General features: G+C 41.2%; 13 protein-coding genes. 7 read left to right on the top strand and 6 right to left on the bottom strand.

Features of this window, described 5'->3' with window-relative positions; all coding sequences use genetic code 11:
• Positions 1 to 62 precede the first annotated feature (62 nt).
• The 4 genes from uvrB to KB197_RS05750 all read left to right on the top strand — a co-directional run bounded on the left by uvrB (position 63) and on the right by KB197_RS05750 (position 3731).
• Positions 63 to 2051: an excinuclease ABC subunit UvrB gene (uvrB, locus tag KB197_RS05765; RefSeq protein ID WP_212573819.1), complete on the top strand. Its 1989-nt coding sequence runs from the start codon at positions 63 to 65 to the stop codon at positions 2049 to 2051.
• Between the two features lie 9 nt (positions 2052 to 2060).
• Complete coding sequence (locus KB197_RS05760; RefSeq protein ID WP_212573818.1) at positions 2061 to 2687, top strand: NAD(P)H-dependent oxidoreductase; 627 nt, start codon at positions 2061 to 2063, stop codon at positions 2685 to 2687.
• Positions 2688 to 2701: 14 nt separating this feature from the next.
• On the top strand, positions 2702 to 3190 hold the full coding sequence (locus tag KB197_RS05755; protein ID WP_212573817.1) for a GNAT family N-acetyltransferase: 489 nt from the start codon (positions 2702 to 2704) through the stop codon (positions 3188 to 3190).
• A gap of 73 nt (positions 3191 to 3263) precedes the next feature.
• Positions 3264 to 3731, top strand: a complete 468-nt coding sequence (locus KB197_RS05750) for an 8-oxo-dGTP diphosphatase (protein ID WP_212573816.1) — start codon at positions 3264 to 3266, stop codon at positions 3729 to 3731.
• Here the strand turns inward: KB197_RS05750 and KB197_RS05745 are convergent.
• The 5 genes from KB197_RS05745 to coaB form a co-directional block, all read right to left on the bottom strand.
• On the bottom strand, positions 3728 to 4243 hold the full coding sequence (locus tag KB197_RS05745; protein ID WP_212573815.1) for a transcription repressor NadR: 516 nt from the start codon (positions 4241 to 4243) through the stop codon (positions 3728 to 3730). The two genes, KB197_RS05750 and KB197_RS05745, sit on opposite strands and share 4 nt — an antisense overlap.
• Before the next feature lie 11 nt (positions 4244 to 4254).
• Positions 4255 to 4782 (bottom strand): ECF transporter S component, encoded by a 528-nt coding sequence (locus KB197_RS05740; RefSeq protein WP_212573814.1) that lies wholly within the window; start codon positions 4780 to 4782, stop codon positions 4255 to 4257.
• Between the two features lie 176 nt (positions 4783 to 4958).
• A complete protein-coding gene (locus KB197_RS05735) occupies positions 4959 to 5522 on the bottom strand; it encodes an ECF transporter S component (protein WP_000747412.1) in 564 nt (187 codons plus the stop codon).
• Positions 5506 to 6057, bottom strand: coding sequence for a phosphopantothenoylcysteine decarboxylase (coaC, locus tag KB197_RS05730; RefSeq protein ID WP_212573813.1), 552 nt, complete (start codon positions 6055 to 6057; stop codon positions 5506 to 5508). The genes KB197_RS05735 and coaC overlap by 17 nt, the downstream gene beginning before the upstream one ends.
• Before the next feature lie 11 nt (positions 6058 to 6068).
• Positions 6069 to 6758 carry a phosphopantothenate--cysteine ligase gene (gene coaB / locus KB197_RS05725; protein WP_024057583.1) on the bottom strand — a complete coding sequence of 230 codons (690 nt, stop codon included), beginning with the start codon at positions 6756 to 6758 and terminating at the stop codon, positions 6069 to 6071.
• 225 nt (positions 6759 to 6983) lie between these two features.
• On the opposite strand from coaB, the gene KB197_RS05720 reads away from it, so the two are divergent.
• The 3 genes from KB197_RS05720 (at position 6984) to radC (ending at position 11830) form a co-directional block, all read left to right on the top strand.
• Positions 6984 to 8654, top strand: coding sequence for a formate--tetrahydrofolate ligase (locus KB197_RS05720; protein WP_212573812.1), 1671 nt, complete (start codon positions 6984 to 6986; stop codon positions 8652 to 8654).
• 161 nt (positions 8655 to 8815) lie between these two features.
• Positions 8816 to 11107, top strand: coding sequence for a DNA helicase PcrA (gene pcrA / locus KB197_RS05715; RefSeq protein ID WP_212573811.1), 2292 nt, complete (start codon positions 8816 to 8818; stop codon positions 11105 to 11107).
• Between the two features lie 42 nt (positions 11108 to 11149).
• Positions 11150 to 11830: a RadC family protein gene (radC, locus tag KB197_RS05710; protein ID WP_212573810.1), complete on the top strand. Its 681-nt coding sequence runs from the start codon at positions 11150 to 11152 to the stop codon at positions 11828 to 11830.
• On the opposite strand, the gene KB197_RS05705 is transcribed toward radC, so the two are convergent.
• Complete coding sequence (locus KB197_RS05705) at positions 11827 to 12516, bottom strand: gamma-glutamyl-gamma-aminobutyrate hydrolase family protein (protein WP_212573809.1); 690 nt, start codon at positions 12514 to 12516, stop codon at positions 11827 to 11829. The genes radC and KB197_RS05705 overlap by 4 nt on opposite strands.
• Between the last annotated feature and the right edge of the window lie 10 nt (positions 12517 to 12526).

Here is a 12526-nt window from a genome sequence, read left to right as displayed (position 1 = left end):
TTTCTTCGTGAAAATGCTATAAGTATGCTAAAATAGGAATAGCACATCGAGAGAGGATTCTTATGATCAATCGCATTACAGATAATCAATTTAAACTAGTATCAAAATATCAACCTTCAGGAGACCAACCTCAAGCTATCGAGAAGTTGGTTGATAATATCGAGGGTGGAGAAAAAGCTCAGATTCTGATGGGGGCGACTGGAACAGGGAAGACCTATACCATGAGTCAAGTCATTTCCAAAGTCAATAAACCAACTCTGGTTATTGCCCACAATAAAACTCTAGCAGGACAGCTCTATGGGGAATTTAAGGAATTTTTCCCTGAAAATGCTGTTGAGTACTTCGTATCCTACTATGACTATTACCAGCCAGAAGCCTATGTCCCTTCTAGTGATACCTATATTGAAAAGGACAGCTCTGTCAATGACGAGATTGACAAACTTCGTCACTCAGCGACTTCGGCCCTTTTGGAGCGCAATGATGTTATTGTCGTGGCCTCAGTCTCTTGTATCTATGGTTTGGGTTCGCCCAAGGAATACGCTGATAGTGTCGTTAGTCTCCGTCCAGGTCTTGAAATTTCTCGTGATAAACTCTTGAATGACTTGGTTGATATCCAGTTTGAACGTAATGATATTGATTTCCAACGGGGAAGATTTCGCGTTCGTGGGGATGTGGTGGAGATTTTCCCAGCTTCCAGAGATGAACATGCTTTTCGGGTAGAATTTTTCGGGGATGAGATTGACCGTATCCGCGAAGTGGAGGCTTTGACAGGCCAGGTATTGGGAGAAGTGGATCATTTGGCGATTTTCCCTGCGACTCACTTTGTGACCAATGACGACCACATGGATGTTGCCATTGCCAAGATTCAGGCAGAATTAGAAGAGCAACTAGCTGTCTTTGAAAAGGAAGGCAAATTGCTTGAAGCCCAGCGCTTGAAACAACGGACAGAGTACGATATCGAAATGCTGCGTGAGATGGGCTATACCAACGGGGTTGAAAACTATTCACGCCACATGGATGGACGGAGTGAAGGAGAGCCTCCTTATACGCTTCTCGACTTCTTCCCAGATGATTTCTTGATTATGATTGATGAAAGTCACATGACAATGGGGCAAATCAAGGGCATGTATAATGGAGACCGTTCGCGTAAAGAAATGCTGGTTAATTATGGTTTCCGTTTGCCGTCAGCTCTGGATAATCGTCCTCTCCGTCGTGAGGAGTTTGAAAGCCATGTGCACCAGATTGTTTACGTTTCAGCGACACCTGGTGACTATGAAAATGAACAGACCGAGACAGTAATTGAGCAAATTATTCGTCCGACAGGTCTTTTGGACCCTGAGGTGGAAGTCCGTCCGACTATGGGACAGATTGATGACCTCTTAGGTGAAATCAATGCCCGTGTTGAAAAGAATGAACGAACCTTTATTACCACCTTGACCAAGAAAATGGCAGAAGATTTGACCGATTACTTCAAGGAAATGGGCATCAAGGTCAAGTATATGCACTCGGATATTAAGACCTTGGAGCGGACTGAGATTATCCGTGACCTGCGTTTGGGTGTCTTTGATGTCTTGGTCGGAATCAACCTCCTCCGTGAAGGGATTGACGTTCCTGAAGTAAGCTTGGTTGCCATTCTCGATGCTGACAAAGAAGGTTTTCTTCGTAACGAACGTGGCCTCATCCAGACCATTGGTCGTGCTGCCCGTAACAGCGAAGGTCATGTCATCATGTATGCGGACACAGTTACTCAGTCTATGCAACGTGCCATTGATGAAACTGCTCGCCGTCGCAAAATACAGATGGCTTATAATGAAGAACATGGTATCGTGCCACAGACAATCAAGAAAGAAATCCGTGACCTGATTGCCGTGACCAAGGCAGTTGCCAAGGAAGAGGACAAGGAAGTCGATATCAATAGTCTCAACAAAAAGGAACGCAAAGAACTCGTCAAGAAACTAGAAAAACAAATGCAAGAAGCCGTCGAAGTGCTTGACTTTGAACTCGCAGCTCAGATTCGTGATATGATGCTGGAAGTCAAGGCGTTGGATTAGGGGAATTTTATGAATATTTTAGTTATTAATGGACATCCTGATAGAGAAAGCTACTGTCAAGCAATTTTTCAAACGATTGTAGAAAATATAGACTCAAAGAGACATGAACTTGAAATGATTAATCTTAATGCAGAAGAGTTTGATCCTGTTTTACGTTATGGTTATCGACAAAGGATGGAGGACAATCCGTTTATTCTACGCTCTCAGGAATTAATCCAGTGGGCAGATCATTTCATTTTTGTTTATCCAATTTGGTGGAGTAGTATGCCTAGTCTATTGAAGGGGTGGATTGATCGTGTTTTTACGCCAGGCATTGCATACTCAGCAAATAATAGAGGAAGTTTTATTTTAAACTACTTGAGAGGTAAACAGTTTAAAAAGTTACTAAAAGGAAAAACAGCTAGTATCTATGCAACCTCCATGGCACCAACTTGGTGGTACAAAGTATTTTCAGGTCCGATTAACATTCCAGACAGTTATGGGATATCAGTATTAAAGAATGCTGTATTGAATCACTGTGGCATAAAAACAAAGAGGGTTTCAATCTTAGGAGAGTTAGGCCGTGAAGTGAATACAAGTTCAACAAGAGAAAAATTTCTACAAAAAGTAGCAAAGGAAGTCAGACTGTTGGATTAAGGAGAAGAAAATAAATGACGGTTATTATCAAATCAATGGAAACTCCTGAAGAGATAGAAGGTAAATCCCTTGTTCACTGGCAAACGTGGAGAGAGGCTTATGATGATCTTTTGCCTGCAGAATTTCAGGAGACAATGACATTAGAAAGGTATCGATTCTTTAGTCAAAAGTATCCAGAAAATACATTGATTGCGATAGATGGCGTGAATGTAGTTGGTTTTATCAGTTATGGAAACTTTCGTGATGAGACTATTCAAGCTGGTGAAATTATTGCTTTATATGTTTTAAAAGACTATTATGGAAAAGGTATCGCACAAAAGTTAGTTAGAGCAGCTTTGACTGCTCTTAATCATTTTTCTGAAATTTTCTTATGGGTATTGAAAGATAATAAGCGAGCCATTGCTTTCTATCAAAAAATGGGTTTTACTTTTGATGGACAAGAAAAGATGCTTGAACTTGGAAAGCCCATAAATGAAAAACGGATGGTATTCTATTCTAAATAATTTTACAAAGTAGAAGCTAATGGTACTGGTACCAAGTCTGAAAATTTAATAAAATTAGAAAGCGAGTAAATTTATGTCCCGTTCCCAATTAACGATTTTAACAAACATTTGTCTGATTGAAGACCTCGAAACGCAACGCGTGGTGATGCAGTATCGCGCTCCTGAAAACAATCGCTGGTCTGGTTATGCCTTTCCTGGAGGTCATGTAGAAAATGGCGAGTCTTTCGCAGAGTCTGTCATTCGTGAAATCTATGAAGAAACAGGGTTGACTATCCAAAATCCTCAACTTGTCGGCATTAAAAATTGGCCACTGGATACAGGTGGGCGCTATATTGTCGTTTGTTATAAGGCGACTGAGTTCTTTGGTACCCTTCGCTCTTCAGATGAAGGAGAAGTTTCTTGGGTGCAAAAAGACCAGATTCCAAATTTGGATCTGGCCTATGATATGTTACCCTTGATGGAAATGATGGAAGCTCCGGACAAGTCTGAATTTTTCTATCCTCGCCGTACAGAAGACGATTGGGAAAAGAAAATTTTCTAATCCTTTACCAAATAACCGAGCTGATCCAAGGCCTCCTCGATATAGTGGAGGTCTTGTTGTGTTTCGGCTTCAACTAGGTGATAATGGATGCCATCTGTCAATTCAGACAGAGGTCTAAAGTCAGAATGTTCGACTTGTTCTAGAAAATGTTGCACATCTCTGCGGCAAGACAGTTTCAGCAAGGTTTCAATTTCTCCATAAACGGGATGGTCAATCAAAGTATTCTGGACACGTCCTCCATTATCGACGATAGCAAGGAGTTCTTGACCGATTTCTTCAACTTCATGTTTCACTTTGAAAAGTTTGTGAACATAAGGATTGGTTTCAATTTGCTTATAGATGTAGCCACGATTGGTGGATAGGATAGGAGCGCCATCGGCTCTTAAAATTGCAATGTCCTGTACAATGACCTGGCGTGTAACATGAAAATGTTCCGCCAACCTTTGGCCGTTGAGGGCTTTAGGAGCTTCTTTCAAGAGTTGGAGCAGGGCTTGTTTGCGATCTTTTGTCATAGCTTTTCCTTTTAATGGCGTTTTCGAAGTACTTTATAGACAGCTAGTGCTAATGTATAGTCTACCATACTATGGATAATTGTGCCAAATCCAACCAGCACAAATAGAACATAAAACATATTTTCTACATTGGTACCAGAAGTTGCGTAAAAAACGACACAAGCTAATACTTCAGCAAGGGCATGGACAAGCGCTAAAACAAAGTTAAAAATCCAGGAAGATTTTGGTTTATCAAGAGTTTCGGGGAATTTTTGTAGGTAAAGAGCCCCCAAAGTCCCAAAAAAGATATGGGAAAAAGCTCGAAATACGATAACTATAGGATAGCCAGCCATCAAAAATCCAAAACTAGAGGCTAGGATGACAAAAACTGCCATCAAGGGCGACAAGAACATAGCGATAAAAATAGCGATGTGGCTTCCCAAAGTGTAAGAAGCAGGTGGAATGACAATCTTAAAAGGCATAACAATTGGAATCAAAATCGCAATAGCCGTTAAAAGGGCAGTCATTGTCATAAATTGTGTCTTTTTCCGTGTATTCATAAGAATCTCCTTTTTAACTGTATATACACTAGTATAGTACAATAAACAAGACAATAAAGCAAGGATTTACTTGAGTTTATAGGTCGTTTTTTAGTTAAAAGTTAGTAAAGATTTCACTAAAAAGAAACTGTATAGAGCAAAATCTCCACCTTCAGGTTTGAAAGCGGAGAATGTTTTTATTTCTTCAAAGTTTGTAGTCTTGGAACAATGGCTAGGGTTAGAACTGCGGAAATGACTAATTCAGCAATCGAATTTGTAGAGATAACAGTTGCTAGGAGTTTTTGGATATTACCATCAAAAACATTTCCAAAAAGGTAGAAAATTCCACCAAGTACAAAGACTGTGTTGGTAAGTGAACCAAGGGCACCAGCTAGAATCAGACCAGTCTTGTTTTTCATCAGTTTATAGACTAGATAAGGAGTTAAACCAATCAAAATACGTGGGACGATGGCAATGATAGCTGAATAGATGTTTCCGTTTGGGACGAATGGTGAGAAGAGGTAGCTTGTCGGTAGAATCGTAATTGTATTAACCGTCAAACTAAGTAACCCCATCAAAAATCCAAGTGTAACTCCAACTCGTGGACCGTAAATAATGCTGGCGATAATGACAGGAATATGAACAATGGTCGGTTTGATTGGGAATGGAAAAAGGTTAAAGATAAGTGAGCTCAGAAAATGAATCACGAGCATGGTTGCAAAAAAGATAGCAATAGGTGCAATATTAGAGCGTTTTTTCATCGAGAGTTTCCTTTATTCTTTCTAAAATAATTGTGAGGTCAGCTAAAGCTCCTCGTCCATGGTCGCCACAAGCTAGTAGGGATTCCTTAGGAGCAATCAGCTGATAGTCGTAGCTTTCTAATGTTTTCAGATTAGCCTGAGTTGCTGGATGGTCATACATTTTTGTATTCATAGCTGGTGCGATGAGTTTGGGAATATGACTTGGCAAGGCTAGAGCTGTACTGGTCACCATGTTGTCGGCAAAGCCGTGAGCTAGTTTTGCAATAGTGTTAGCTGTTGCAGGGACTATGATGAATAAATCCGTTTCTTTTCCAAGCTCGATATGATTGACTTTATCAGGATAGGGGTCCTTCATGACATCCAAGTGGACAGGATTCTGTGAGAGTACCTGTAGTGTCAAAGGTTGGATAAACTCTGTAGCAGCCTGAGTCATTAAAACAGTAACTTGATGGCCTTGTTTTTTTAGAGAACTGACTAAATCTGCCGACTTGTAAGAGGCGATTGAGCCCGTTACAGCCAAGAGAATGTTTGCCATAGCTTTCCTTTCTAAGAATGATAGTTTTGAATTTTTTCAAGGAGGAGTTTTGCAATTTCTTCTTTAGTGTTAACCGTTTGAAGATTATCTTTCTCAACAAAGATTGCACGATGCTGGTTCGCTGAGATTTGAGTCAGATCATTTGCGATAATCAAGTCTGCTTGGTTCTTGATAAGACTTTTTCTAGCAATGTCAACCAGATGATCTTCGGTAACATCAACCAGCAGTTTGAAACCAATCAGATGAATAGCAGGATTCCATTCCTTGACTAGAGAGATGATTTTGGGTGTCTTTTTTAGGAACAAAACCTGAACCTCGTCAGTTGAAGAAATCTTAGCCTGATGATTCTGCTTGCTTAAAAATTCTTCTAGATTGGAGCTAGATTGGACTTCTTCCAGCCCCGTCATATAAACAGGAGTGTAGTCGGATACGGCCATTGAGTGAATCAAGACCTGATAATCCTTGACGCGTGCTTGCATTTCTAGTAGAAGGTCCTTGGTATTGTTAATTTCTCGAATATTTAGGTTGGGATGGGCTTCTGGCTTCAAAGCTCGTTTTGTAATAATTAAACAAACTTCATGCCCTGCAGCAAGCAGGGTTTCTGTGATGATTTTCCCTAAGCGACCTGTAGAATGGTTAGTGATAGAGCGGACGCTATCGATAGCTTCACTGGTACCGCCCGATGTAACTAAAATTTTCATAGCACTATTGTACACAAAAATAAACGGTAAGTAAAATGAAAGTGATAAAAATTTGGTAAAAGGAAAGAATATAGTTTCAAACTATAAAGCCATATAAAATTTAAGAAAGGACTCTAAAAACCTTAAAAACAGGGATATTTACGAACGTTTAGAGAGTTTTGGGATGTTAAAAATCTTGTTTTGTGTTATAATGAATTATCATATAAGAGGTTAGAGGAGTTTTGAATGAAAACAGATATTGAAATCGCACAGAGTATTGAGTTGAAGCCAATCGTTGATGTTGTAGAGAAACTTGGTATTTCTTACGATGATTTGGAGTTGTATGGAAAGTACAAGGCTAAGCTCAGCTTTGATAAAATTCGTGCAGTTGAGAGCAATCCAGTTGGGAAATTGATCTTGGTTACTGCCATCAACCCAACACCTGCAGGTGAAGGAAAATCAACTATTACCATTGGTCTTGCGGATGCCTTGAACAAGATTGGCAAGAAAACCATGATTGCTATTCGCGAACCATCTCTTGGTCCAGTAATGGGAATTAAGGGTGGTGCAGCTGGAGGTGGTTATGCTCAAGTTCTGCCAATGGAAGACATCAACCTTCATTTTACTGGGGATATGCATGCCATTACAACTGCCAACAATGCTCTTTCTGCCTTGATTGACAACCACTTACACCAAGGAAATGAGTTGGGAATTGACCAACGTCGTATCCTTTGGAAACGTGTTGTGGACTTGAACGACCGTGCTCTTCGCCATGTAACAGTTGGGCTTGGTGGCCCTCTAAATGGTATTCCACGTGAGGATGGCTTTGACATTACAGTTGCTTCAGAGATCATGGCAATTCTTTGCTTGGCAACGGACATCGAGGACTTGAAACGTCGTTTGGCGAATATCGTTATTGGTTATCGTTACGACCGTACACCAGTTTCTGTAGGTGATTTGCAGGTTGAAGGTGCCTTGGCTTTGATTTTGAAGGATGCTATTAAACCGAACCTGGTTCAGACAATTTACGGTACACCTGCCTTTGTACACGGTGGTCCATTTGCCAATATTGCTCACGGATGTAATTCAGTCTTGGCAACAAGCACAGCCCTTCACTTGGCTGATTACACAGTTACTGAAGCTGGTTTTGGTGCGGACCTTGGTGCTGAAAAATTCCTTGATATCAAGACACCAAACTTGCCAACATCTCCAGATGCAGTTGTCATTGTTGCAACCCTTCGTGCCCTTAAGATGAATGGTGGTGTGGCTAAAGACGCTCTTACTGAAGAAAACGTAGAAGCAGTTCGTGCAGGTTTTGCTAACTTGAAACGCCACGTTGAAAATATCCGTAAGTTCGGTATTCCAGCAGTCGTAGCTATTAATGAATTTGTATCTGATACAGAGGCTGAAATTGCAGCCTTAAAAGAACTTTGTGACTCAATCGATGTACCAGTTGAATTGGCTAGTGTCTGGGCTGATGGTGCAGAAGGTGGAGTAGCACTTGCCGAAACAGTTGTCAAAACCATCGCTGAAAACCCAGCTAACTATAAACGTTTGTATGACAATGACCTTTCAGTCCAAGAAAAGATTGAAAAGATTGTTACTGAAATCTACCGTGGTAGCAAAGTAAACTTTGAAAAGAAAGCTCAAACTCAAATCGCCCAAATCGTTCAAAACGGTTGGGACAAATTGCCAATCTGTATGGCTAAGACCCAGTATAGCTTCTCAGACAATCCAAATGCACTTGGAGCACCTGAAAACTTTGAAATTACCATTCGTGAATTGGTACCAAAATTAGGTGCAGGCTTCATCGTTGCCTTAACTGGTGATGTCATGACCATGCCAGGACTTCCAAAACGACCAGCAGCTCTCAACATGGATGTTGAAAGTGATGGAATAGTCCTAGGCTTGTTCTAGTATATTGCAATTGACTTTAAATGAGTTTGGAAATACTATCCAAGCTCATTTTTTATCTAGATATAAGAAGTTGCCTTCTACACGTAAGCAGTCTAGGTAAAGATATTTTCCCTGAATTCTGATATAATAGAAATATTGACTTCAAGAGTAAGGAAGAGAAGATGAACGCATTATTAAATGGAATGAATGACCGTCAGGCTGAGGCGGTGCAAACGACAGAAGGTCCCTTGTTAATCATGGCAGGGGCTGGTTCTGGAAAGACCCGAGTTTTGACCCACCGCATCGCTTATCTGATCGATGAAAAGCTGGTCAATCCGTGGAACATCTTGGCCATAACCTTTACCAACAAGGCTGCGCGTGAGATGAAGGAGCGTGCTTATAGCCTCAATCCAGCCACACAGGACTGTCTGATTGCGACTTTCCACTCCATGTGTGTTCGTATTTTGCGTCGCGATGCGGACCATATTGGCTACAATCGTAACTTTACAATTGTCGATCCTGGCGAGCAGCGAACGCTCATGAAACGCATTCTCAAACAGTTGAACTTGGATCCTAAAAAATGGAATGAACGAACTATTTTGGGGACCATTTCCAATGCTAAGAATGATTTGATTGATGATGTTGCCTATGCTGCCCAAGCTGGCGATATGTATACGCAAATCGTGGCCCAGTGTTACACGGCTTATCAAAAAGAGCTTCGTCAGTCTGAGTCTGTTGACTTTGATGATTTGATTATGCTGACCCTACGTCTCTTTGATCAAAATCCTGATGTTTTGACTTATTACCAGCAAAAATTCCAATACATCCATGTTGATGAGTACCAAGATACAAACCACGCTCAGTACCAACTTGTCAAACTCTTGGCTTCACGTTTTAAAAATATCTGTGTGGTTGGGGATGCTGACCAGTCTATCTACGGTTGGCGTGGTGCTGATATGCAGAATATCTTGGACTTCGAAAAGGATTATCCCCAAGCCAAGGTTGTTTTGTTGGAGGAGAATTACCGTTCAACTAAAACCATTCTCCAAGCGGCCAACGAGGTCATTCAAAACAATAAAAATCGCCGTCCTAAGAATCTCTGGACTCAAAACGCTGATGGGGAACAAATCGTTTACTATCGTGCCAATGATGAGCTAGATGAGGCTGTATTTGTAGCCAAAACCATCGATGAACTGGGTCGCAACCAAAACTTCCTTCACAAGGATTTTGCAGTTCTCTATCGTACTAATGCGCAGTCCCGTACTATTGAGGAAGCCTTGCTCAAGTCAAATATTCCTTATACCATGGTTGGCGGAACCAAGTTCTACAGCCGTAAGGAAATCCGAGATACTATCGCTTACCTCAATCTTATTGCCAATTTGAGTGACAATATCAGTTTTGAGCGTATTATCAACGAGCCTAAACGTGGAATTGGGCCAGGAACGGTTGAGAAAATCCGTGACTTTGCGAATATGCAAGACATGTCTATGCTAGATGCTTCAGCTAATATCATGTTGTCTGGGATCAAAGGTAAGGCAGCCCAATCTATCTGGGATTTTGCCAATATGATTCTAGATTTAAGAGAGCAGCTAGATCAATTAAATATTACAGAGTTGGTTGAGGCCGTCCTAGAAAAAACAGGTTACGTCGATATTCTAAATGCTCAAGCGACTTTAGAAAGCAAGGCTCGGGTTGAAAATATTGAAGAGTTCCTTTCTGTGACGAAAAACTTTGATGACACCTCTGATGGGCCAGAAGAGGAAACTGGTCTGGATAAACTGAGTCGTTTCTTAAATGATTTGGCCTTAATTGCAGACACAGATTCAGGTAGTCAGGAGACATCAGAAGTGACCCTGATGACCCTGCATGCCGCCAAAGGTCTCGAGTTTCCAGTTGTCTTTTTGATTGGGATGGAAGAAAATGTCTTTCCGCTTAGCCGTGCAGCTGAAGATCAAGATGAATTAGAAGAAGAACGCCGTCTAGCCTATGTAGGTATCACGCGTGCAGAGAAAATTCTCTATCTGACCAATGCCAACTCACGCCTGCTTTTTGGTCGTACCAACTACAACCGTCCAACTCGTTTTATTAACGAAATCAGTTCAGACTTACTTGAGTATCAAGGATTGGCTCGTCCAGCCAATACAAGCTTTAAGGCATCTTATAGCAGTGGTGGTCTTGCCTTTGGTCAAGGTATGAGTTTGGCTCAAGCTCTTCAAGAACGGAAACGCAATGCTGCACCAAAATCTATCCAGTCAAGTGGTCTCCCATTTGGTCAATTTACAGCTGGAGCAAAATCAGCGTCTAGCGAGGCAAATTGGTCCATTGGTGACATTGCCCTCCACAAGAAGTGGGGAGAGGGAACTGTTCTGGAAGTTTCAGGTAGCGGTGCTACTCAGGAATTAAAAATCAATTTCCCAGAAGTAGGTTTGAAAAAACTTTTAGCCAGTGTGGCTCCAATTGAGAAAAAAATCTAATTTTCCATCCTTCTCACGAATAATAAAGTGAGGAGGATTTTTATGTATAGTATTTCATTTCAAGAAGATTCACTATTACCAAGAGAAAGACTAGCTAAGGAAGGAGTAGAAGCGCTCAGTAATCAAGAGTTGCTAGCTATTCTACTCAGAACAGGAACACGTCAGGCCAGTGTTTTTGAAATTGCCCAGAAAGTCTTGAGCAATCTTTCAAGCCTAACGGATTTGAAAAAAATGACCCTGCAGGAATTGCAGAGCCTATCTGGTATCGGGCGAGTTAAGGCTATAGAATTGCAAGCTATGATTGAACTGGGGCATCGTATTCACAAGCATGAGACCCTTGAGATGGAAAGTATTCTCAGTAGCCAAAAGTTAGCCAAGAAGATGCAGCAGGAATTGGGGGACAAAAAACAAGAGCACCTGGTGGCGCTCTATCTCAATACTCAAAATCAAATCATCCATCAACAGACCATTTTTATCGGCTCAGCTACTCGTAGTATTGCTGAGCCGCGAGAGATTCTTCACTATGCTATCAAGCATATGGCCACCTCTCTCATCTTGGTTCACAATCATCCTTCAGGAGCAGTAGCGCCTAGCCGTAATGATGATCATGTCACTAAACTTGTCAAAGAAGCCTGCGACCTGATGGGAATTGTCCTCTTGGACCATTTGATTGTCTCACATTCTAGTTACTTTAGTTACCGTGAAAAGACGGATTTAATCTAAAGTTCATTAACAACATAGTCAAAGAGATTTTTATCTTTGGGACGATTTTCAAATAGAAATTCTGGGTGCCATTGCACACCGAGAAAGGCAACATCATCCGTACTCATGACAGCTTCAATAATGCCATCCTTAGGATCATGAGCCGCAATCTTTAAGTTAGGGGCTAAATCCTTGATGCTCTGATGGTGGAAGGAGTTAATATGCGAAATTTCTCCATAGATTTCTCGAAGAACTGTATCAGGCTCTGTCATCAAGCGTTGAGTTGTGTACTCAGCAGAACAATCCTGCCAATGGTCTTCGATATCTTGGTACAAAGTTCCACCCATGGCAACGTTAAAGAGTTGAGTCCCACGACAGACAGAGAAAATTGGTTTTTTCTGTTTAATAGCTTCCTTGATGAGGGCTAGTTCGAAGATGTCTCTTTGAAGATGGTAGTCATCGCTATCAATGGTTTTCGGTTCGCCATAGAATTTTGGATCGACATTTTGCCCACCTGTCAAGATGAGTTTGTCAATCAAACTGATATAGTGGCTAGCCATTTCTTGATCACCAATCGGTAGGATGATGGGAATTCCTCCAGCGTCTTTAACGCCTTCAACAAAGCCTTTTGCTGCGTAGCTCATCATGATGTCATCATCTGGATGAGTTTTTTCGTTTCCTGTTATCCCAATAACTGGTTTTTTCATAAAATGATTT

Origin of the sequence: Streptococcus sp. 11-4097, from assembly GCF_018215285.2 — a bacterium.
Lineage (GTDB): Bacteria > Bacillota > Bacilli > Lactobacillales > Streptococcaceae > Streptococcus.
Note: the sequence above shows the minus strand (reverse complement) of the source record. Positions and strands in the feature narration are given on the sequence as shown.